The organism is Pseudomonas sp. CFSAN084952, from assembly GCF_009648855.1.
Classification (GTDB): Bacteria; Pseudomonadota; Gammaproteobacteria; order Pseudomonadales; family Pseudomonadaceae; genus Aquipseudomonas; species Aquipseudomonas paracarnis.
Genome location: NZ_CP045767.1, coordinates 3,065,821 through 3,087,921, shown reverse-complemented (window position 1 = coordinate 3,087,921; position 22,101 = coordinate 3,065,821). Strand labels below are relative to the sequence as shown.

Here is a 22,101-nt window from a genome sequence, read left to right as displayed (position 1 = left end):
TAATCTGCGGGAGTTTGGGATGCATCATACGTGCCGCTTTCATGATCACCAAACGGCAAGATGTGGCAGGATCCTACAAAGTAGGCTGAAACCTCCCATTTGGCACTGTTTCAACCTCCCTCTGAACTGAAATGCCGACCCTCTGGGAGCCGGGCTTGCCCGCGATGACCATAGACCTGGCACCCCAGCGTTCCCAGGTTAGCCCTGACGCTCCTGTTCCAAGGCATCTGCCAGCTCAACAGCCTTTTGCCCCTTGGTCTTCAACTCACTCACAATCACCGCCAGCACAATCAACACCGCACCCAGCATCGCGATTGGCGGGAACCGTTCCCCGGCGATCCGCCCCACAACGCCTGCCCACACCGGCTCACCGGCATAAATCAACGTCGCCCGCGTTGGCGAAACACTTTGCTGGGCCCAGTTCATTGCCACCTGGATCACCGCACTGGTCAAACCCAGGCCTACGGCGCTGAACAGCAGCAACCACGAAAAGCCGGGTAACGCCTCGCCCATCGGCACCACCATCATGAACGACAGCACTGAAGCCGTGGCCAATTGCACAACGGTCACCCGACGAATATCCACTTGGCCGGCAAATGCGCTGATCAAAATGATCTCGGCCGCTATGGCCACTGCACCGATCAGGGTGGCGATTTCACCCGCGCTGAAATTCAGCGAGGCCCCCGCCGGGCCGGTCAACAGCATCAACCCGGCAAACGCCAACATGATGCCGATGCTGGGCATCAAGCCGGGGCGACGGCCCAGCACCAGCCACTGCAACAGCGGTACGAACGGCACATACAAGGCGGTGATAAACGCCGATTGGCTGCTCAAGATGGTTTGCAGGCCAATGGTCTGCAAACCGTAGCCGAACATGATCGCCACCCCGATAAACACTCCGGCCTTCAATTCGAACAGGGTCAGGTCGCGCAGGGTGCGCAAGGAAAAGAACCCCACCACAATCGTCGCGGCTGCGAAGCGCAGGCCGACAAAGAACATCGGCCCGCTGACGGTCATGGCGTGCTGCACCAGTAAAAAGGTGCCGCCCCAGATCATGGTGATCACCACCAGGATGCATTCGGCTTTACTGAAACGGTTGAAACGCGAAGGGGAGTTCGGGGCGGTCATGGCGGCTCGGTCTTGCAAGGGGAAAGCACGGACCGCACAATGCGCCGCACGCTGGGCAGTATACTGCGCACACCCACCTATTGAGCAATATAGTGCACAAAGAAAATCCGCAACGGGCTTCGGTCCTGCAGCACGTCAGCCAGAACGTTCGTCGCCTGCGCCATGCCGCCGACTTGAGCCAGACCGCGCTCTCGGAAAAGTCCGGAGTCAGCCGGCGTATGCTGGTGGCGATTGAGGCGGGGGAGAAGAACGTCAGCCTGTCGACCCTGGACCGTGTCGCCGAAGCGTTGGGCGTGGCGTTCAGTGACCTGATCCAGGCGCCGGATGTGCGGGACCACAGCCGTATCAACGAGCTGGCCTGGGCGGGCGAGATTGTCGGCAGTAAGGCAGTGTTGCTGGCCAAGGCCACGGCACGGCGTGAAGTCGAATTGTGGGAGTGGCGGCTTGAGCCTGGTGATCGTTATTGCCCGGACCCTGATTTGGAAGGGTGGAGCGAGCAACTGTTTGTGTTCGAGGGCAGCCTGACGCTGGTGATAGGTGATCAGGAAACTGTCATCGAGGCTGGAGAGTTCTTTATGTTCGCCAGCCACCAGCCCCATGCTTATCGCAATGATGGGAGCGCGGCGGTACGGTTTGTTCGAAATGTGGTGATTTGAGCAACAATAAGGGCGAACTGGCATGAGTGAATCCACCCGCGTTGCAGACGTACTGATCATCGGTGGTGGCCTGAGCGGCACGATGCTGGCCGTGCAACTGCTGCGCCTGCCGGGCACGCGGCGCATCCTGATAGTCGAACCCCGTGCGGAACTGGGGCGCGGCGAAGCCTACAGCGCGGTCGAATTGGGCCATACGCTAAACGGCAATGCGGCGCGCATGAGCGTTGACCCGGACAACGCCGACGACCTGACCCAATGGCTCACCGACTACATCAGCGCCGGCGGATGGCCCGAGTCGTACCAACAGCATGTGCCCATCAGCGAACTGTTCCCGCCGCGGGGGCTTTTCGGCCTGTACGCCCAGCAGCGTCTGGCGCAAGCCAAGGCAGTGTCCACCTCGATCGTCGAGCACATCCGCGCCGAAGGGGTAGACCTGCAAGTCGACCCCACCTCGGCGTTGTTGACCCTCGATACTGGCGAGCAACTGCGCGGCGCCTGTGCGGTATTGGCCACCGGCATGTTTGCGGCGGCGCGCACTCCGCAGACCGAGTCCACAGGATTGAATGCCGCCGCGTTGGACCCTTGGGATGTCCCCGCGATGACTCGTCTCGACCCACAATCGACCGTACTGATCATCGGCTCCGGCCTGACCATGGTCGATGCAGTAGTCTCCCTGGAACAAGCCGGGCATCGCGGACCTATCGAGGTTTTTTCGCGCCACGGCTTGTTGCCCCATGTACGCCGGCAACCGCCGAGCTGGGACGACTTCCTCGCCGCTGACCACAGCCTGAGCAGCCCCCGACAATTGCTGCGTGAGGTGCGACGCCAATGCCAGCTCGCGCTGAGGCAAGGTATTGACTGGCAGGCACCGCTGGACACGGTGCGCGTGCACATAGCACGCCTGTGGAGCCAGGCCAGTGAGGCTCACAAGCGCCAGTTCGTGCGGCATGTACGGCCTTGGTGGGAAAGCCATCACCACCGTTCGCCGCCCTTGAGCGCGCAGTTGGTGGCGCGGTTGCAGGAGCAAGGGCGATTGCGGATTCAGGCGGCGTCGTTCAAGGGCTTGGTGCCGTCGCAAGAGGGAGTTGCCATTGCGGTGCGCTACCGTGGCGAGGATGTGATCACCCAGGTGTTGGGCGCTGCGCTGATCAATTCCAGCGGCATCGAATACGACTGGCGCCGAGTGGCCCGGCCTTTACCGCAGCAACTGCTCAAGCGTGGGTTGGTCCAGCCTGGGCCGCTGGCGCTGGGGATTGCGGCGGATGCAACGGGGGCGGTGCTGGATGCTCGCGGCCAGGTCAGCCAGCGACTGTTCGCCATGGGGCCGCCGTTGCGGGGCATGTGGTGGGAGAGCACGGCGGTGACCGATGTGGCCCTGCAGGCCAAGACGCTGGCCGCCAGGCTGGTACAGCGCTGAATGTGGGAGCTGGCTTGCCTGCAAAAGCGCTAGTGCAGAGATGCAGTGACTGACACACCGCTTTCGCGGGCAAGCCCGCTCCCACATTGTGTTCTCCTTTTATCTTGAGATTTTCACAAACCCGGATGTCAGCCCAAACACCTCAACCCCCTGCGGCGTCGATTGCCCAGGGGTCACTTTCACCCGCTGCACCGGTTTATCCATCGCCGCCCGATACTCCACCGTCATGTCCGCCTGGATCGCCTGGCTGGGAATCACGATCGCCTGGTCATTGTTATAAGTGACAATCGTCAACCGCGCACTCATGCCCAGACGCACCCGCTGCAACTGCTGGGGCGTCAGGGTGGGGATCGACAAGGTCACCGGAAACTGCGCGCTGCCCTGGCTGTCGCTGGCGATGGCCAGGCCGCTGACCACACTGACTGAACCCAACAGCCGCTCGCCATCAAAGCCATCGCCCATGACTTCAACGGCCTGACCCTGACGCAACTGGTTGATATCCAGCTCTGAGACTTTGGCGACGATTTTCAAGCGTTCGATATTGGCCAGGCCGAACAGCACCTGGCCCTGGCTGACCTTGCTGCCGGCCTGCACCGGCGCGTTGTTATTGCCGCCACCTTGAGCGGTATTGGTGTTGCCGGGCGCCGGTACTACGATGCCGGAGAAGGGCGCCTTGACCTCCTTGCCTTCGAGCAGTGTTTGCAAGGCTTGGTACTTCACCGTGGCATTGGTCAGCTCCATCTCGGCGATCTGCCGGTATTCGCCCTGGCCTTGGTCCAGGGCTTGTTGCAGCTCACTGCGCGCCGCCACCAAGTCCAATTGCTGTTGCTGGGTTTGCTGTTTGAGGTCATCCAGTTCGTTGCGCGGGATGATGCCGCGCTTGAACAGGTTTTCGCTCTCGGTGAGTTTGCGTTGGGTGTTGCCTGCGGTCATTTCAGCGGTGCGTAAACTGCGACGGGCGCGGCTGACGGTGGGGCTGCTGCCCCAGTCCTGCATTTCCTGCACGGTACGCCGGGCCTTGAGTTGCGCGGAGAGGGCGTCGCGCAGCTGTATTTCAAGCGTCGCCGGGTCCATGCGCAACAGGACCTGGCCGGCCTCGACGCGCTGGCCTTGTTCGACCAGGTTGGCCAGCACATTGCCGTCGAACGGTGCTGTCAGGACGACGGTGGTGTCAGGCTCGATCTTGCCCACCAGGCCGATCTGGTGCACCAATGGGTCGGGCTTTACGGCCAGCCATTGTTCGCCTGTAGCCGCTTGCTCAGCCCCGCTGCGTTGACTGAGCAGGCCGGCGGCCGCGCCGGCCAACAGCAGGATCAAGGCAACGGCCAGCAGGGATTTTCTATTAGTAGTCATTGAGGGCAATTTCCCAACTTTCCAGCGTCATGCCCAGGGTCAGATCGAGCTGGGTCTGGGCGTTCAAATAAGCGATCAGCGCATTGAGCTGGGCATTTTCGGCGTTGCGCAGGTCGGTCTCGAAGCTCAGCACCTGAAAGTTGGTGGAGCGCCCGGCGCTGAGCTTTTCCCGCTCGATCTCGATCTTGCGTCTGGACAACTCCACGGCGCGCTTGGAGATTTCATATTGGCGCCAGCGGGTGCCGAGGTCACGCACCACATTGTTGACGTTGCGCTCCAGTTCCTGACGAGCGTCGGTAATGCGGATTTCCTGATCCTCCACATTCACCCGCGCACGCACTTCGGCCTGGCGCGTGCTGATATCGCCGATGGGGATCTGCACCTGCACCCCGGCGTAACTGTCCCAGGTGCGGTTATTGTCATGGCCGTTGTCGTTGTCGGTGGCGGCGCGCACCTGGTTGGCGCCGGCGACCAGGTCCACTTGCCAGCGCCCGGAATCCTTGGCGATCACCAGGTTGAGGTCGGCCTGCTGGCTGCCGAGCAGGGCGGCGAGGTATTCCGGTTGCTGGTTTTGCGCGAGGTTGAAGGCCTGGCGTTTGTCGATCTCCAGGGGGGTGGCTTCCAGGGCCTCGGTGGCACGCACCGGTGTCGACAGGTCCAGGGCCAGCAGGCGCAGCAACGCCAGGCGGCTGGTGTCGAGTTGGTTGCGCGCTTCTTCCACGCCTAATTGCTGGGTGGCGATATCGGCTTCGGTCTGGACGATCTCGAACTCGGCCATGCGCCCGGCGCTGATCAGCGCTTTGTTCACCTCCAGTAAAGTAGTGGAGCGTTTGAGCGCTTCCTGGACGATCACCAACTGTTCCTGAGCGCGCAACAATTCGCGGTAGGTGGCGATGATCTGGCTGATGGTCTGCGCCACGGTGGCTTTGAGGTTCAGGCGGTTGGCCTGCTCGGCCAGGCGCGACAGGCGCAGCGGTGCGGTGGTGGCATCCCAACCGGCCCCGCGCATCAGCGGTTGGATGATCGCCAGGTCCAGGCCGTCGCTGCGGTAGCGGCCGGCGCGGTTGGCGTTGTTCAACTGCTGGGTCCAGGCCATGCTCAAGCGCGTGCCGTATTCGCCGAGCAGGCTGCTGGTGGGCGCGACGTTGGCGTTGCGCGCATTGTCTTGGGAGCCGCGGGTGCTGCGGTAGTAGCTGTTGAGGGTGAGTTTGGGGTTGAACACGTCTTCGGCCACGCGCAGGTCGAACTTCTGCGCCACCCGTTGCAAGTAGGCGCTGCGGATCGCCGGGTTATTACGCAGGCCCAGGTACACCGCGTCCCCCAGGGTCATGGTGGTGGCCTGGGCATTCAGCGAGACGCTACGCTCGTAGCCGCTGCGGGTAGTGCTGGGGGCCTGAGGGGTGATCACCACATCGGCGGCCATGCCCGGCAGGCTGATCAGCATGAGCAGTGCCAGGTACTTATTCATCGCGCAGGGCCTCAACCGGCTGCAAGCGTGAGGCCGACACCGCCGGATAAATGCCAAAGAACAACCCCACCAGCAACGTGCTGCCCACGCCCAGGGGCAGCGCGGCCACCGCCAGGGAAAACGCCCAGCCCGACAGCCACGCATACACCCAGGCGGCAGACATGCCCAGGACTGCGCCGCACAGGGCCCCCACGGCGGTGAGGGTGACCGCTTCGAGCAAAAACAGATTACGGATGTCCCGCTGGCGTGCGCCCAAGGCCATGCGGATGCCGATCTCACGGCGGCGTTCCGAGACGTTCATCAGCATCACGTTCATCACCCCGACACCGCCGCCCACCAGTGAGATTGCGCCGAGGGCCAGCAGCAGATAGGCGAAGGTGCGGCTTTGGCGGGTCATGCCATCGATCATTTGCTGGGGCACTGTGATGTCGACGCTATGGTCGGTGAGCTGGGGTTGCAGCGCGGCGGCGGCATCCCTGGCGATACGTTCCATGTCTTGTCCCGGCGCTGCGCGAATGATCAGGTTGTTGATCTGCGGGTTGGCGTAGACGCGGCGCATGCCCTCGGCGGGAATAAACAACGATTCGTTGGCTTGCACCGGCATCAGCATGGCCCTGGGCTGGTTGCGCAGGATGCCCACCACCAGAAACAGGTAATCGTTGATACGCACACGGTCGCCCAGTTGCAGCGGGTCACCTGGCGCGCCAAGGGCCTGGGCGAGTTGGTCGCCGATCACTCCGTAGGTTTCGTTGGCATCGAAGGGTGACAGGAAGCGCCCCTCACGCAGCGCCAGGCGCATGGCGTCCTGGATGCCCGCAGTACTGCCGACAAAGTTGGCATTGGCGGTCCGCCCATGAAACACAATGGGCCCGCTGAACAGGCTGAGCGCGCCGATATGGGCAATGCCCGGCACTGCCTGGCGCACCGCGTCGAGGTCGAGCTGGGTGCGCATCGGCACGTTGCTGCTGCCCTTGGGTGGGAACTGGGCGATGAGGGTGTCGGTACCCATGTCCTTGAAAATCATCGCCGCATCCACCGCCGCGTTGTGGCCGATATTGATCAGCGCCACCACCGAGGAACTGCCGATGATGATCCCCAGGAGCGCCAGGATCGAGCGCTTGCCCAAGGTACGCAGGCTGATAAACGCTTCATGCAGCAGGTGGCTGAGGCTCTGCTCGACCCGCAGGCTCATGGGCGCCCGGCCTCACGCACCACGCCATTGCGCACCAGGATCTTGCGCTCCAGGCGGTCGGCAATGTGGGGGTCGTGGGTGACGATGATCAGCGTCACCTGTTGTTCACGATTGAGGTTCAACAGCAGGTCCATGATCTCTTGGGCGGTGGTGCTGTCGAGGTTGCCGGTGGGTTCGTCGGCCAAAATCACCGAGGGGTTGCCTACCAGGGCGCGAGCAATGGCCACGCGCTGGCGCTGGCCGCCGGAGAGGTCGGCGGGGCGGTGGTGGGCGCGTTCGGCGAGGCCGACTTGTGCGAGCATGCGCTGGGCGTGTTCCACCGATTCATGCCGCGACACGCCGCGATAACTCAAGGGCAGTGCGACGTTGTCCAGGGCACTTAGGCGTGGCAGCAGGTTGAAGCTCTGGAACACGAAGCCGATCTGCTGGTTGCGAATCGCCGCCAGCTCATCGGGGGTGGCGTTGAAAATATCGTGGCCGGCAAAGTGGTATTGGCCGCAGTTGGGCAGGTCCAGCAGGCCGAGGATGTTGAGCAGGGTGCTTTTGCCGGAGCCGGAGGCACCGAGGATACCGCAGCTGTCACCGCTGGCGATGGACAGGCACACGTCATTGAGAATGTTCAACTCTTGCCCGGCGAGCTGATAGCGCTTGCCGATGCCTTGCAGGGAAATCAAGCCGGGTTGCGCGGGGGTCTGTGTCATCATGACTACGCCTGCAGTCTCGACGGTGCCGACTTGCTCCCCGAAAACCCTTGTAACAAGTTCGGAAGCTGCCTGTACGCGTCACGGACTGGTTTTATTTCTTGTTTTTAAAATATTGTTTGAATAGTAACTGCCTTCCTGACGCTTCGCCAGCCACGGAGGTAGAGCGGTTTTACCTCTCGAAGCGATTTCGCCGTCACCTGTGTGTGGCTCACAAAAATCCCATGCCTGGTCTCAAAAGCCCGGTTATACAGGCTTTGCAAGATATGGCGGAGTGTCACTACTTGCTTTCGACGGGCCGCCCCGGTATAAAAAATCAAATTATTTTTTAAAACAATATTTCCGCCGTGGAACCCATATGGTCGCGAAGAAACTCAGCGCTCCAAACGTTACCAAGACTCGATTGCTGGATGCGACAGAGGCTCTTTTCATCAAGTACGGCTATGACGCCGTGTTGCTACGGCAGATAACCGAGCGTGCCCAGGTCAACCTGGCGGCGGTGAACTACCACTTCGGGGACAAGGACTCCCTGATGAAAACCCTGCTGATGCAGCGCCTGGAGCCGCTCAACGAGCAGCGCCTGGAACTGCTGGCGCGCTGTGAAGCCGAATCCGATGGCCCACTGGACTGCGACACGCTACTGGGCGTGCTGTTTGCCCCGGCCATGGGCCTGGAGCGCAGCGACCCAGCCAGCGGGGAAGGGCGTTCGTTCATCCGCTTCCTGGGCCGGGTCTACAGCGACACGTCGCCGTTCATTCAGGAATACCTCAAGGTCCATTACCAGCCGGTGTTTCAGCGGTTCTTCGAAGCCTTCGCCCTGGCCTTGCCGGATTTGCCACGTAATGAACTGGGGGTGCGCCTGCAATTTGCACTCAAGGCCATCTCCGGGGTCATGGCCGGCACCGAACTGCGCCTGCTAATGAACTCCATGAGCCTGGGCCGCCCGGCCACGGATGCCGAGGTGATGGCCAAGCTGATTACCTTGGTGTCGGCAGCGATCCGAGTGCCGCAGCAGAGTGCAGAGGCTGAAACGGCGTTGGCGAAGGTGCTGGATACCCAGCGCGCCATTCGCGAACAAGCCACACGCTGAAGCCAATCCCCAAACCCCTGTAGGAACGAGCTTGCTCGCGAATAACGTCAACGATAACGCGGGCATTCTGGTTAACCGCGCCGTCATTACGTTCTTCGCGAGCAAGCTCGCTCCTACAAAAGCGGGGCGTTTTCCAGCACCAAAAGGCAGGCAAAAAAAAGCCCGCTGGGGCGGCGGGCTTGATATGCAACGTTTGTAACGGATGAGGCTTCACACTACGTCTCGGCTTGTGAATAAAACGTGAAAAATATGTAAGAAGAAATGTGAATGTGCGGACATTGTATTAACGGCGCTTTTGCTCGCTGTATTACCTCTCGTCGCCACTGTCATCTTTGACAGCTAGACGCCTATCCCTTTCAAGCGTCTGATTTCCTTGTCCCATAGCCGTCAAGGCCCCAGCCAAGGAGTTCATCCATGTCCAAATTACATGCCCCCGAAGAGCGCTTTCCGGTAGCGCGAAGCTCATCCACTCCCCGCAATGATCTCGACCCGCCGGCCTACTCGAACCCGGTGCTCAACGTGGTTGGGGCTGACAGGGGCCTAGGCGCGCGGCATCTCGATACTTACCTATATGTAACCATTTTGCGCTGGATTAATTTGCAAGCGGGTGATACCTGCGAGTACTTCCACGGCAGCCGTACGTTGCGCCTGGGCTTTCACACCGTCAAACCAGAGGAAACAGGCAAAAACTTTTTTCAACTGGCCATCAACGAGGAAAGTATACCGCGGGGGCTATCCTTTCCTGTGTTTGTACGCGTTGTCCGTAATGGCTCTGGCACGCCAAGTACCTCAGATGAGCTGACTGTCTTCGTCAAGGACACGCGACCTGGCCTGGATGAACAGCCCGGGCTGGGGTACCACGACAAATTGCTGCTCAGCTTGCCGGACGACCTCGCAGCGCCCGGCGCAGTCTTGACTCCGGAGCGCGCCGCCCAAGGCGTAGTGTTCACGCTCGATTACCCCGGTAAACGTGTGCGAGACAAGATTCTTTTGTATTGGGACACGATCGCGCAGGTGGTGTTTTTCCAACTCGATGACGACCACGCCAGCGGGGCAAAGCCGATTGAAGTGGAAGTTCCGGCAAGCGTCATCGGCACCGGCAGCGGCCTCCTACCGATACGTTATCAGGTGCTCGATGAAGTGGAAAACCGCTCCGGGCATGTCGAGCACTTTTCTCAGGCCGTGCATGTACAGGCCGAGCTTGACCCCAGCCTGCTCAGGCGGGCGCGCTTCCTCGTCGGCTCCACCTCGGTCACCTCGGTCAATTATGATCAGGATGCAGGGAAATTCTTTGCTGTTCAGGTAGTCACGCCTTTTCAGCTTCCGGATGGCCATTTTGTCCCGGCGAATACTCGCGTCATTGCAACCTTGAGTGGTACTCACGCCGATGAGTCAACGTTTGAACTCGATCTGCCCGATCAGGGCGCGGACCCGGGTTGGCCGACTTCGTTTCCTGTCGATGACGACACCATCAAACAATTGATCCAAGGCTCGATGAAGATCACCTGGCGGCTTGAGTTCCCGCTGGGCACCTTACTGGCCACGTCCCAATCCCTGACGATCCTGATCTCTGGCACGATTGCGGACATGCCGGCAGTCACGGTGGTGCAGGCCGATGCCGGCTTGATTGACCCCGAAGAGCCTTACATCACCATTAATTATCCGAACCCGGCCTATACGCCCTACGATCCGGATAATCTGGTCAGGCTGCGGATGGAGGCTGTTCTACCGGGTGGCGGGCTCGTTGAATACGAACAACGCCATAACGCAGGTGCTCCACCACCGCCCACCCGTTTTCGTACCGTAACCCAAGCCAACTTCGCTCGATTTATCGGGCTGGGCGATGTGCGGGTTTTCTACACGGTAGACGACGGCCTCATGCGGGCATTGGGTACAGGGACGCAGGCCATCCGCGAGTCGGAGTCGACGTATGTGCGGTTCGGCGAGCGTATTGCCGAAATGCCAAGGCCGGAAATCGACCGGGTCGATGAGGACGACAACCTAGACCCAGATGACTTGTTTGGCCAGCTCGACATCACGCTGCCCTACGCTGAAACTTACGATGGCGATGTCTTTACATGGCGCCTGACAGGGACGGCTGTGGACGGCAGCACCCAGGGTGACATCCGCCTGAATCGCGCCACCGCGGGAGCCCCCGTCTCCTTTTCGCTGGACCGGCACTACGCCGACACCAACCTGGGCGGCGTGATTCGCTTGAGCTATTCAATGATCCCCGCGAATGGTGGGCGCACCCTGCGCTCTGAAATACTCGAAGTGACTGTCGGTAAGGCGCTGGGTGACCTGCCTTGCCCGGAAGTCCTCGAAGCATCCAAAGCCCCCGACCAATTGGCACCGGAAGCGGTTACCGCCGGTGCGACCATTCGGGTCACCTTCGCGCAGATGCTACCGACCGACCCTATCCGAGCGTGCTGGACCGGCATTCCCGACATCGGCAGCCACTGTGAAACCCAAGACGGCAACACCCGTAAAACCGTGGACTTCACCGTCCCGCCTGAAGCCGTGGGCGCCAATATTGCGCCATTTGGCCAACGGATCAACGTGCAGTACTTCCTCATACGTAACGGACGAGAAACACCTTCTCCAATCCTCGACCTGCTGCTGCTCAACCTGACCACCTTGCCGATCCCGACCATCGAAGGGATTGGGGACGCCCCGGTGCTCGAGACCTCCAAGTTGAATGGAACCGAGCGCACGATGATCAATATCTGGCACTTCATTCATCGGGCTCAGCGCATCTGGATGGAGTACAGCGGCACCTATGATACCGTTCCAGAGACGCCATACTTCGAGGCCACCTACACCAACAACCTCGTGACCGAAGAAGGCGAACGCACTGGGATCCTGCCACCGACCCCCGTGGACGAACTGCGCAAGCTCAAGGATGGAACGCTATTAACCATCCGTTTCTGGGTCTGCTTTGACCGCAGTTTCAACAAGGCCAATGCGGTGTTGTTCCGCGAGCGCCACTACAGCATCCAGTCCCTGCCGGGCGTATTGCCCCACCCGTTTATCAATGGCACCACCGACACCGGGCCGAACGTGACGGTGGACCCGCTGCCGATTGAGCACAATACGACGGTCACTGTTCGCTACACCGGTATGAGCAATCGGGATCGCATAACGTTTGAATGGATTTTTGCCGATGGTACCCACCATACGGCGGTCGAGAATGGGTTGGATGGGGGCACGGTGGTGTTCAACCTGACCTCGGTCAAGGTCTTGCACCGCAGTGTGAACAGTACCGTGTGCTTGAAGTATTCGGTAGAACGCACGGGCGTAGCCGACCCAATCCCGTCGCAGGTGCAGACGGTGAAAGTCGATACGATTGCGGCCACGGACTTACCGCAGCCACTCATCAACGGTGTTATTAATAGGGGCACGCTGGACCTGACTACCTTTACCGGCGATGGGTTGCTGTCAGTCATTAAGTGGGCCCTGAGTGCGGGCCTGCAACGTGCATGGATCACCTGCAGCAGTTCGGGTGTGGAACCTCTGCATGTACTCACCGTCGATGGAGCTTTGATTACCCAAACAGAAGCCGCCAATGGGCTCGTGGACAAAGCTGTGCTGCGTAGCTGGCTGACAAGGCTGGCTCATAACTCGGAATTAACGTCAATTATCGAGGTGGAGTTTAACGGGAAAGAGAGCAAGGCAAATGCCGTCCAGTTCCTTCCAACGATTTACACCGTCAAGACCCTGCGTGGGATAACCATGAATGAAAGTACTCTGTACGTTAATTTGCGTGGATGGGTGTTACAGAACTTCGGGTTCACTGATGTGGCATATACAGGCGCAGTTGGCCGTACCGCCACTGGCGGGTCGGGAACCCTGACATACCGTTCAAGTAATGCATCGGTAGTTACCGTCGACTTGTACAGCGGACGACTTACATTCACAGGGGTAGGTAGTGCAACAATTACCGTCTCAGACACCGCGAGCCAGACGAAAAGCTACATCGTCCAGACGTCAGGAGGCGGTAGGATATGTCGCTACTACGGCGGGTTAGCGCCGTGGCAAACGGTCTACAACCAAATCAGAAGCTCGGGTGCAATCATGCTTAAATATGATACTGCTCGAAGTCTCTACAGCGCATTTGGACGCGCGTTCCCTAACCATGATGTTGCTTGGGTTGATGAAGGTATTCCACCTGAGTCCCCCAACGCTCATTACAGTGTCCAGGTATCGAATGGTCTCGGATTCAACCGTGATCAGTGGTCTGGAAACGCCTATGGGTATGGTATTTTTTAGTTGAAACGGAGTTTATTGAAAAGGTGAATAAAAAGGGACGGATCGATGTCATCTATTGATCCGTCCCAATTGCTCATGAATTCAAATCTTCCAGTGCGACGAATGCTTGGACAGCCGCCCGCGCATCGCATCCACATTCGCCGCCAACTGCAACGTCAACAACCGATACCCATCCAGCGCACTGTAAACCGGCGCATCCAGCGCAGACTCACTGCCGGTTGCGTAGCCGCTGCGCTCCAACCGCTCCGTCACCCCCGACTTCAATGCCCGCGCCATCCCCACCAACTGCACCCGAATCTGCCGATGCTCGGCCTTCAGCATCACCCGCATCCGCGCCGTGGCCTGCTCATCACGCGGGTCCGGCCGGGTATTGCCCAGAATCTCCAGGGTGCTGATGCACAGGCGCAGGTGCCGCTGGATCGCATCCAGTTCAGTCATGGAAATCCGCACTTCCTTGGACACCGACGGCATCAACGAGCGCAGTTGCACCATCGCCCCGTTCAAGCGGTTGAGCAGCTTGAGGTGTTCATCGTCAGTTACCGATTGGCCATTGATGATCCGGCTATAAATCTGCGCGCAGTCACGCAGGGCGCTGGCCAGGTTGTAGCGCCACGAATACACGGCGTACAACGGCAAGGCAAAGGAAAACGCCAGGGCCAGCACAATGCCGATCAGGATATCGACGGTGCGCCACAATCCATCGGAGATAGGGTTATCGCCGTGGCCGGCGACGATAAACACCGTGATCGCCGACAGCAGTGCGATATAGCCGCCTTTGCCGATGGCGTGATAGGAAAAGAACCCGCACACCACCGACATCAACAGGTAGGTGAGCAACGGCAGGCCGAAGTAAGCCTGCTGCACCACCAGCAGCAAGCCGACGCTGGCGCCGATCAAGGTGCCGTAGGCGCGCTCGACGGCTTTCTTGCCGATATTGCCGTGGTGCTGCAACCCGCCGATCACGATCAGCATGGTCACCGACGCCCATTCACCGTGGGGCAGGTTGAGGCCGGTGGTCAGCAGGATGGTTGCCAGCAACCCCACCGACACGCGCGCGGCGTGGATCAGCTTGGCATGGCGAAAGCGGCGGTAGGGGTCGAGCAAGGGGCGCAGCAGGCGCCGGGCAAAGAAGGGCAGGTTCATCAGTCTTAAAATGGCCTCAAATGTATGAATGTGCTTGATCAAATGTGGGAGCTGGCTTGCCTGCGATAGCATCACCGCGACCTGACTGAAAGACCGAGGAGCTGGCATCGCAGGCAAGCCAGCTCCCACACTGACCTGTCTGCACATTGGAACGGGGTTGGCTTCAGAAGATGTAGTCGGTGGTCAGGAAGCTCGAATCGCGGTTGCGCAAAATATCGCTGACCAACGCCTTGTTACTCTCCTGGAACTTGGTCGCCACCAAAGTTCGGATCGAGAACACGCGCAAGGCATCATGCACCGACAACGTGCCCTCGGCCGAGTTCTTGCGCCCGTTGAAGGGGAAGGTGTCCGGCCCGCGCTGGCATTGGGCATTGATATTGATACGGCCCACCTGGTTGGCGAAGGTGTCCACCAGGCGTCCGACTGCCACGGGGTCGGTGCCGAAGAGGCTCAACTGCTGGCCGAAATCCGAGTCCAGCACGTAGTCGATCACGGTCTCCAGGTCACGATAGGGCACGATCGGCACCACCGGGCCAAATTGCTCTTCGTGGTAGACGCGCATCTGCGGGTTTACCGGGTACAGCACCGCCGGGTAGAAGAACGAACCACGGCTGCTGCCGCCCTCGGGGTTCATGACCTTGGCGCCATGGCGCGCCGCATCGGCCACCAGTTCGCTGAGGTAATCGACCTTGCCCACTTCCGGCAGTGGCGTCAGCGCCACGCCATCCTCCCACGGCATGCCGGGCTTGAGCGTCGCCAGCTTGGCGTTGAATTTCTCGATAAAGCGCTCGACCACGTCTTCATGCACGAACAGGATCTTCAACGCGGTGCAACGCTGGCCGTTGAACGACAGCGAGCCGGTGACGGCTTCGTTCACCGCGTTGTCCAAGTCCACTTCGGGCAGCACGATCCCCGGGTTTTTGGCATCCAGGCCCAGCGCAGCACGCAAACGGTGTGGCTTGGGGTGCAGTTTTTTCAAATCACTGGCGGCCTTGTTGGTGCCGATAAATGCAAAGATATCGATCTTGCCGCTGGCCATCAGCGCGCTCACGGTCTCGCGGCCGCTGCCGTAGATCACGTTGATCACCCCGGCCGGGAAGCTGTCGCGGAACGCCTCCAGCAACGGGCGGATCAACAGCACACCGAGCTTGGCCGGCTTGAACACCACGGTATTGCCCATGATCAAGGCTGGGATCAGCGTGGTGAAGGTCTCGTTCAAGGGGTAGTTGTAAGGCCCCATGCACAGCGCCACGCCCAGGGGCACGCGACGGATTTGCCCGAGGGTGTCCTGCTCCAGTTCGAAGCGGCTACTGCGGCGGTCAAGCTCCTTGAGGGCATTGATGGTGTCGGTGATGTAGTCGCAGGTGCGGTCGAATTCTTTCTGCGAGTCTTTGAGGTTCTTGCCGATCTCCCACATCAGCAGTTTGACCACCGCATCGCGCTGTTCGCGCATGCGCCGCAAAAACGCTTCGACGTGCTGGATGCGCTCAACAACGCGCATCGTCGGCCACTCACCCTGGCCACGGTCATAAGCACGCACCGCCGCATCCAGCGCGGTTAGGGCGGTCTCCGCGTCCAGCAGCGGCGTGCTGCCGATATGCACGCGTTCATCGCCCAACTGCACCGGGCTTTGCACGCGCGCAAGCGGGCCGTTCCACACCCGCAGCTGGCCATCGACCAGGTAGTCGCGCTGTTCAATGGGCGCCGCCAGGCGAAATTGCTCGGGAATCTGGGAGCCGGAAGTGGGAAACAGCTGGGCGAGCAGGTTGCTGGTGGTCATGTCGCTACCCCTGGAATAGTTGCAAAACATGACTAGAGAGTCACCCAACTGACGGCTCTAAGGCAAGGCTTACGCGCATTGTTGTTCGCAGCGCGGTGCGCGCCGGGTAAACTGCGCGGCTTTTCAGAAGGAGTTCACATGAGTCAGTACCAGCCGGGCATTCTTGCCGCACCGGTGCCTTTGCAGGCCCGCCATCTGTTTTTCGCCCTCGATTCCCTGCAAGCCGTGCCCGCAGCATTGGACGCGCTGGTGCAACTGACGGATGCGCAGGCGGTGGTCGGTTTCGGTGAGCCGCTGGTAAAGGCACTGGGCGCCGAGATTGAAGGGCTGCGCGCATTTCCCTCAGTAAGCGCCCCTGGCGCGCACAACCCGTCCACCCAGCAGGCGTTGTGGGTATGGCTGCATGGGGTGGATCGCGGTGAGTTGCTGCTGCGCAGCCGGGCCGTCGAAAAAGCCCTGGCCCCGGCGTTTGCCCTGGTGCAATCGATTGAAGGCTTCCGCTACAAGACCGGTTTTGACCTGACCGACTACGAAGACGGCACAGAGAACCCTCACGACGATGCCGCCGTGGAAGCGGCGTTGACCGACAGCGGCGCCAGCTTTGCCGCGATCCAGCAATGGCAGCACGATCTCGACGGTTTCGCCGCATTGCCTGCCCAGGAGCGTGATCACATTATCGGCCGTCGCCATGGCGACAACGAAGAACTCGACGACGCCCCGGAATCGGCCCATACCAAACGCACGGCCCAGGAGAGCTTTACCCCGGAAGCCTTCGTGGTACGTCGTTCGATGCCCTGGGCCGAGAATGGCCAAGCGGGGTTGATGTTTCTCGCCTTCGGGCATTCCTTCGATGCGTTTGAGGCCCAGCTTCGGCGTATGAGCGGGTTGGAGGACGGGATCGTCGATGGCCTGTATCGCATCAGCAAGCCGCTGACCGGTGGCTATTACTGGTGCCCGCCGGTGAGGGAAGGGCGCCTGGACCTGAGTCTGGTTTTTTAACTGCTTTTTGCCTGCGTCCTGAGGTACGCCTCAAGCGCTTTTGAGCGTTTCCAGCCACGCGGGATCGAGCCGGGTTTGTTCGGTATCGATCCCCATCGCGTGCATCTTCGCCTTGTGTGCGTCAATCTCGCCGACCAGTTGCGCCTGGGCGCTGGAGTTGGCGTCCAGCTCATGCATCTGCGTCAGCCCCAAGTGATAGAAACGCAACAGCTTGATGGCGGTGGGGTCGTTAGCTTGTACCCGCTCGGTGACCTTGTGCATCACGTTGGTCACGCTCATCAGGCTGCGCTTGAGCTGCCAGCCATACACCGCTGGCGCCAACCAGGCCTGGCTCCAGAACGGACCACGCACCAGCGCCAAGACGATCAACACAGCGGCAAATACACCGCCGACATTGAAGCGAAAGTTGTCACCGCCAGGTTCGCCGAACAGCATCACCGCCAGGCTCGACAGCAGCATGGCCAGGGCCAGGAATAGCACGGCCACGATCAGCGTGCTGCGGCGGGTTTGTTGGCGATAGGCAGTGGGGTCGCAGGGTTTGAGTTCGAACATCCGGGGCAGTTCTCCAAAAAGGGCGGTCATCTTCTCACGCCTGGCGCAATGAAGTTGAACGATGGCGCGGGGCGGTTTCTCTAAAATGATGAACCCCTCATGAGGTCAGTCATCATGTCTGAACACAAGCAGCCACCGCCAGGTACACCGGATCCGAACCGTACGCCGGGCGAGGAGGAGCGTGATAACGATGCGTTGCGCCCCAACGATCCCAAAGAGCGCGGTCCGGACAACGATGTCGAGCGCGTAGAAGAAGACCTGGAAAACCTCCACGACAGAGCCCGCCCGCTTTAGCAGGAGAATATGATGAACAAACCTACCGATGGTCCCTCTTCCAACGAACACGCCAGTGGCAAGGATGAACTGGGCTTCGACCCGGACTCGCCGGATGTAGCCGACCCACAGGTCGATCCCATCGGCCCGGCTATTGCGCCGTTGGACAAAAAGGACGACGAGACAGCGAAAAAAAAGCCGCCCTACGATCCGTTGGGCGACTTGAAGCAATGAACCGAGCCCCGCCGTTGTGCGGGGCTTTGTTTACCTGGGCGGCGACCAGCTGACGTCGCTGATACCGTATTTTTCCGCCCAGGGCCGGGTGGTCTTTTTCACCTGTTCGTGACCTACGCGGCCGATGCGGCTGACATGGGCAATGTCGGCATCGACGGCCGCCCAATGCCAGGCCTCGGCGTTGTTCATCACTTCGGCGCGCACCACGAAAGACTTGGGTTTACCGTGTAGCTGATAGTGGACGGTGTAGATTTTTGCGGTACTCATGCTGCCTCCCAATCTTGTTATAGATGGATAGGCCGGCGCTCCAAAAGGTTCATTCAAAATGACAACGTACGCAGAGGCGCGGCATAGTGACGCTCTTGCCCTGCGCCCGAGGATCGCGCCATGCTCACACCCACGGATAGCCGCCTGTACCTGCAACGCCTGGGCTATGCCTCGCCACCGGCGCCGACCTTGCAGACCCTGCGGGACTTGCAACTGCGCCATGTGTGCACCTTCGCCTTTGAAAGCCTGTCGACCCTGATGCAGGTGCCGGTGCCGATTGACCTGCCAAGCGTCGCGCAGAAGGTGTTGCACCAGGGACGCGGCGGCTATTGCTATGAGTTGAACCAGCTGTTCCTGGCGCTGTTGCAGGCGCTCGGTTTTGACGCCCGTGGCATCACCGGTCGTGTGGTGATTGGCGGGCCACCGGACGCCCACACCGGGCGTACTCACCGTCTGAGCCTGGTGACCGTTGATGGCGTGCGCTATATCACCGATGTGGGCTTCGGTGGCATGATCCCCAGCAGCCCGTTGCAACTGGACAACGAAGCGCCCCAGACCACGGCCCATGAGCATTTTCGCCTGACACACCATCAGGGCAGCTACACGTTGTGGGCCCAGGTCGGTGAGGAGTGGCGTGGCTTGTATGTGTTCGACCTGCAAGTGCAGGCCGATATCGACTACGAAATCGGCAACTGGTATGTCTCAACGCACCCGGGGTCACCGTTCGTGGGGCAGTTGAAAGCGGCGCTACTGGCTCCCGGCCAACGTCATACTTTGGCCAACGCCCGCTATGCGCTTCATTACCTGGATCGACCCAGTGAAAAGCGCACGCTTGAGAGTGCCGATGAACTGCTGGGGCTCTTGCGCGACACCTTCGGCATTCGGCTGCCGGATCAGCCTCAACTGCGCGAAGCCGTCGAACGCCTTATTCGCATGAATCCTGAAGAATATTGAGATAGAGCCTTCGCTGAACCGTTTTTTCTCCATTTTGGTGCAAATCAGTTCGAACTTTTTGCAAACGCCAAGGTTCGAACCGATTCCTGAATACTTTGCCCACCTTAAAATGGAGATGTAAAACGATGTCCAAACTATTCGGAAAATTCCTCAAGAACACCTCGTTGCTGGCCCTGGTGGCTGCGCCTGGCGTGGTGTTCGCAGCACCTTCCACCGACCCGATTTCCACGTTCGGGATCATGGGCAGCTACAACGACTTCAAACTTGAAGGCGGTAGCGAAAGCGACAAGGACCACATGCCCGAAGCCGGCCTGTTCTACAACTTCGGCAACAAGCTCACCGCCGAGTCGGGCTTTATCTACCAGGCCGGTATCGAAGCCAAGTACGGCGAGAAGAGCGATAACAAGCTCAAGGAAGGCCAGGCTGACCTCGACCTCGGCTGGCGTGCCGCGCTGGATGCGCGCAACTTCGTCGACGTGATCGTGGGTGGTGGTTACACCTGGACCCGCTACGAGCCGGACACCAATGGCTACGACATGAAGCTCACCAACAAGTCGCCGTTTGCCAAGGCCGCTCTGGGCTACAACCACCAGTTCGATGACATGACCCTGCGCGTTGAAGCCGGCGCCCGCCGCACCATCGACGGTCGCGCCAAGCTCAAGGTGGACGGCGTTGGCAGCGACAGCGTGGACCTCAAGGACCGCACCAACCCTTATGCCGAAGTCAGCCTGCTGATGAACCAGAAGGGCGACCTGCCGGTGATGGCGGGCTTGTACTACACGCGTACCGAGTACAAGCTCGACGACGACTCCTATGTGGCCGATAACACCAAGCTCAAGCGTGATGAGTATGGTTTCAAGGTGGGTATTGCGTTCTAAGGTTGCGGCCTTGACCAATCCCAGGTTTGAATAAAAAACGCCCCGCTATAAGTCGGGGCGTTTTTTTGTCTACCCTGTATTGGGCCAGACAGTTCTGGGGTGTTTGGTCTGGCGCCTTCGCGGGCAAGCCCGCTCCCACAATGGGAACGTGTTCCCCTGTGGGAGCGGGCTTGCCCGCGAAGGCGACGGTGAATGCACCGCCTCTCTAATACCTCGCCCCTGAAACGCAAAACGGCGCCCAAAGGCGCCGTTCTGTTTACTGCATCAATCTAAGCGATCAAACGCCCAGCACCGCGTGCTGCACCAGGGTGAGCAACGGTTGTGGGTACACGCCCAGGAAGAACGCGAGCAGGGCGATGGCCAGCAGCATGACGCCGCCTGCCTTCTGTTCCCAATGCAGCTCGGCATCCACACGGCGCAGGTTTGGCTCGATCAGGTACAGGGTGACCATCACGCGCAGGTAGTAGAACACGCCGATGGCGCTGCCCAATACCAACGAGGCAACCAGCCACCATTCGTGGGCTTCAACACCGGTCGCGACAATGTAGAACTTGCCGATAAAGCCCGCCGTCAGCGGAATACCGGCCAACGACAGCATCATCACGGTGAGCACGGCGGTCAGGTACGGACGGCGCCAGAACAGGCCGCGGTATTCGTACAGGGCGTCGGCGTCACGGCCTTTGTACGGCGACGACATCAAGGTGATGACGCCGAACGCACCCAGGCTGGTGATCACGTAGGTGACCAGGTACACGCCAATGGCTTCCACGGCCAGGCCTTTGCTCGCCACCAAGGCGATCAGCAGGTAGCCGAAGTGGGCGATGGACGAATAACCCAGCAGACGCTTGAGGTTGTTCTGGGTCAGCGCCAGCAGGTTACCGAACAGGATCGACGCAATGGCGATCACCGTCAGCACGTTGCTCAGCACGCCGGTGTTGGCGGCAGGGGAGATCTGGAACAGACGCACCATCACTGCAAACACGGCCACTTTCGACGCGGTCGCCAGGAACGCGGCCACCGGCGCCGGGGCGCCTTCGTACACGTCCGGGGTCCACAGGTGGAACGGCACCAGCGACAGCTTGAACGCCAGGCCGATCAGCATCATCGCCAGGCCCAACTGGGCAATCGGCGCCGGGCTGTTGGTGGCGGCCAGCGCGTGGCCGATACCGGTGAAGCTCAGGCTGCCGGCTTCGGCGTAGAGCAGGGCCATACCGAACAACAGGAACGCGGAACCGGCGGCCGACAGCACCATGTACTTGATGCCGGCTTCCAGGGAGCGTTTATTGAAGAAGGCATAGGCCACCAGGCCGTAGGTCGGGATCGACAGCAGTTCCAGGCCGATGAACAAGCCAGCCAGGTGCTGCGCGCTGACCAGCACGATACCGCCGGCCGCAGCCAGCAGGATCAGCAGGTACAGCTCTTCGCGGTTGCCAGGGTAGCCGGTGCCGCCTTCGCCGAGGTAGGCGTGGGCGAGGGTGACGCAGGCCAGGGTCGCCACCAGGATCAGGGCGATGTACAGCAGCGCGAAGTCATCGACCATCATCAATGGCGTGACTGCCAGTGGCGCGACCTTGAGGGCCGGGATGATCGACAGCAGGGCCAGGTTCAACCCGGCGCAGGACAGCAGGAACGTTTGCGAGTGATTGCGGCGCCAGGCGATTGCCAGCATCACCACCACGATGGTGAGGCTGGTAATCAGCAGCGGCGCAAGCGCGATAAAGTGTTGGATCGTGAATTCCATAGCGCT

At 60.4% G+C, this 22,101-nt stretch carries 20 protein-coding genes; 10 read left to right on the top strand and 10 right to left on the bottom strand.

All coding sequences use genetic code 11. From position 1 onward, the window contains the following. Nucleotides 1-198: 198 nt before the first annotated feature. Nucleotides 199-1,128, bottom strand: a complete 930-nt coding sequence (locus GH769_RS13680) for a DMT family transporter (protein ID WP_019819413.1) — start codon at nt 1,126-1,128, stop codon at nt 199-201. A 92-nt stretch (nt 1,129-1,220) separates the two neighbouring features. On the opposite strand from GH769_RS13680, the gene GH769_RS13675 reads away from it, so the two are divergent. Together GH769_RS13675 and GH769_RS13670 are read left to right on the top strand one after the other, a co-directional pair. Then, nucleotides 1,221-1,784 carry a helix-turn-helix domain-containing protein gene (locus tag GH769_RS13675; RefSeq protein WP_014718931.1) on the top strand — a complete coding sequence of 188 codons (564 nt, stop codon included), beginning with the start codon at nt 1,221-1,223 and terminating at the stop codon, nt 1,782-1,784. Between the two features lie 22 nt (nt 1,785-1,806). Then, nucleotides 1,807-3,201 carry an FAD/NAD(P)-binding protein gene (locus GH769_RS13670; protein ID WP_032902826.1) on the top strand — a complete coding sequence of 465 codons (1,395 nt, stop codon included), beginning with the start codon at nt 1,807-1,809 and terminating at the stop codon, nt 3,199-3,201. Nucleotides 3,202-3,300: 99 nt separating this feature from the next. Here GH769_RS13670 and GH769_RS13665 read toward each other — a convergent pair whose 3' ends face one another. The 4 genes from GH769_RS13665 to GH769_RS13650 are packed head-to-tail and all read right to left on the bottom strand — an operon-like array spanning nt 3,301 to nt 7,918. Continuing rightward, a complete protein-coding gene (locus tag GH769_RS13665; protein WP_032902828.1) occupies nt 3,301-4,554 on the bottom strand; it encodes an efflux RND transporter periplasmic adaptor subunit in 1,254 nt (417 codons plus the stop codon). Continuing rightward, nucleotides 4,544-6,022 (bottom strand): TolC family protein, encoded by a 1,479-nt coding sequence (locus GH769_RS13660; RefSeq protein ID WP_032902830.1) that lies wholly within the window; start codon nt 6,020-6,022, stop codon nt 4,544-4,546. Before GH769_RS13660 ends, GH769_RS13665 begins: the two co-directional genes overlap by 11 nt. Next, entirely contained in the window at nt 6,015-7,214 is a 1,200-nt protein-coding gene (locus GH769_RS13655) for an ABC transporter permease (protein ID WP_108538465.1), read from the bottom strand. The genes GH769_RS13660 and GH769_RS13655 overlap by 8 nt, the downstream gene beginning before the upstream one ends. After that, nucleotides 7,211-7,918: an ABC transporter ATP-binding protein gene (locus GH769_RS13650; RefSeq protein ID WP_019819404.1), complete on the bottom strand. Its 708-nt coding sequence runs from the start codon at nt 7,916-7,918 to the stop codon at nt 7,211-7,213. The genes GH769_RS13655 and GH769_RS13650 overlap by 4 nt, the downstream gene beginning before the upstream one ends. A 355-nt stretch (nt 7,919-8,273) precedes the next feature. On the opposite strand from GH769_RS13650, the gene GH769_RS13645 reads away from it, so the two are divergent. The 3 genes from GH769_RS13645 to GH769_RS13635 all read left to right on the top strand — a co-directional run bounded on the left by GH769_RS13645 (nt 8,274) and on the right by GH769_RS13635 (nt 13,274). After that, on the top strand, nt 8,274-9,005 hold the full coding sequence (locus GH769_RS13645; protein ID WP_014718925.1) for a TetR/AcrR family transcriptional regulator: 732 nt from the start codon (nt 8,274-8,276) through the stop codon (nt 9,003-9,005). Nucleotides 9,006-9,036: 31 nt separating this feature from the next. Further along, a complete protein-coding gene (locus GH769_RS28845; RefSeq protein ID WP_155717093.1) occupies nt 9,037-9,204 on the top strand; it encodes a hypothetical protein in 168 nt (55 codons plus the stop codon). A 215-nt stretch (nt 9,205-9,419) separates the two neighbouring features. Further along, nucleotides 9,420-13,274, top strand: coding sequence for an Ig-like domain-containing protein (locus GH769_RS13635; protein WP_256670322.1), 3,855 nt, complete (start codon nt 9,420-9,422; stop codon nt 13,272-13,274). An 81-nt stretch (nt 13,275-13,355) separates the two neighbouring features. Here GH769_RS13635 and GH769_RS13630 read toward each other — a convergent pair whose 3' ends face one another. Next, nucleotides 13,356-14,417, bottom strand: coding sequence for an FUSC family protein (locus tag GH769_RS13630; protein WP_032902832.1), 1,062 nt, complete (start codon nt 14,415-14,417; stop codon nt 13,356-13,358). A gap of 163 nt (nt 14,418-14,580) precedes the next feature. Beyond that, nucleotides 14,581-16,197, bottom strand: a complete 1,617-nt coding sequence (locus GH769_RS13625) for an NADP-dependent glyceraldehyde-3-phosphate dehydrogenase (RefSeq protein ID WP_032902833.1) — start codon at nt 16,195-16,197, stop codon at nt 14,581-14,583. A gap of 138 nt (nt 16,198-16,335) precedes the next feature. Between GH769_RS13625 and GH769_RS13620 the strand changes: the two genes are divergently transcribed. Next, complete coding sequence (locus GH769_RS13620; protein ID WP_020302316.1) at nt 16,336-17,196, top strand: Dyp-type peroxidase; 861 nt, start codon at nt 16,336-16,338, stop codon at nt 17,194-17,196. Between the two features lie 30 nt (nt 17,197-17,226). Here the strand turns inward: GH769_RS13620 and GH769_RS13615 are convergent, their stop codons facing one another. Further along, entirely contained in the window at nt 17,227-17,748 is a 522-nt protein-coding gene (locus GH769_RS13615) for a DUF3087 family protein (RefSeq protein WP_032902834.1), read from the bottom strand. 114 nt (nt 17,749-17,862) lie between these two features. Between GH769_RS13615 and GH769_RS13610 the strand changes: the two genes are divergently transcribed. After that, nucleotides 17,863-18,042: a hypothetical protein gene (locus GH769_RS13610; RefSeq protein WP_032902836.1), complete on the top strand. Its 180-nt coding sequence runs from the start codon at nt 17,863-17,865 to the stop codon at nt 18,040-18,042. Nucleotides 18,043-18,054: 12 nt separating this feature from the next. Beyond that, nucleotides 18,055-18,255 (top strand): DUF6021 family protein, encoded by a 201-nt coding sequence (locus GH769_RS13605; protein ID WP_032902837.1) that lies wholly within the window; start codon nt 18,055-18,057, stop codon nt 18,253-18,255. Between the two features lie 30 nt (nt 18,256-18,285). Here GH769_RS13605 and GH769_RS13600 read toward each other — a convergent pair whose 3' ends face one another. Then, the gene (locus GH769_RS13600; RefSeq protein ID WP_003192128.1) at nt 18,286-18,522 is read right to left on the bottom strand and encodes a DUF6555 family protein; all 237 of its coding nucleotides are present in this window, start codon (nt 18,520-18,522) and stop codon (nt 18,286-18,288) included. Nucleotides 18,523-18,642: 120 nt separating this feature from the next. Here GH769_RS13600 and GH769_RS13595 point away from each other — a divergent pair, with 120 nt between their 5' ends. Continuing rightward, nucleotides 18,643-19,476, top strand: a complete 834-nt coding sequence (locus GH769_RS13595) for an arylamine N-acetyltransferase (RefSeq protein ID WP_153649783.1) — start codon at nt 18,643-18,645, stop codon at nt 19,474-19,476. 125 nt (nt 19,477-19,601) lie between these two features. Then, entirely contained in the window at nt 19,602-20,354 is a 753-nt protein-coding gene (locus GH769_RS13590) for an outer membrane beta-barrel protein (protein WP_032902839.1), read from the top strand. Nucleotides 20,355-20,631: 277 nt separating this feature from the next. Here the strand turns inward: GH769_RS13590 and nuoN are convergent, their stop codons facing one another. Beyond that, nucleotides 20,632-22,095: an NADH-quinone oxidoreductase subunit NuoN gene (gene nuoN / locus GH769_RS13585; RefSeq protein ID WP_003174731.1), complete on the bottom strand. Its 1,464-nt coding sequence runs from the start codon at nt 22,093-22,095 to the stop codon at nt 20,632-20,634. Between the last annotated feature and the right edge of the window lie 6 nt (nt 22,096-22,101).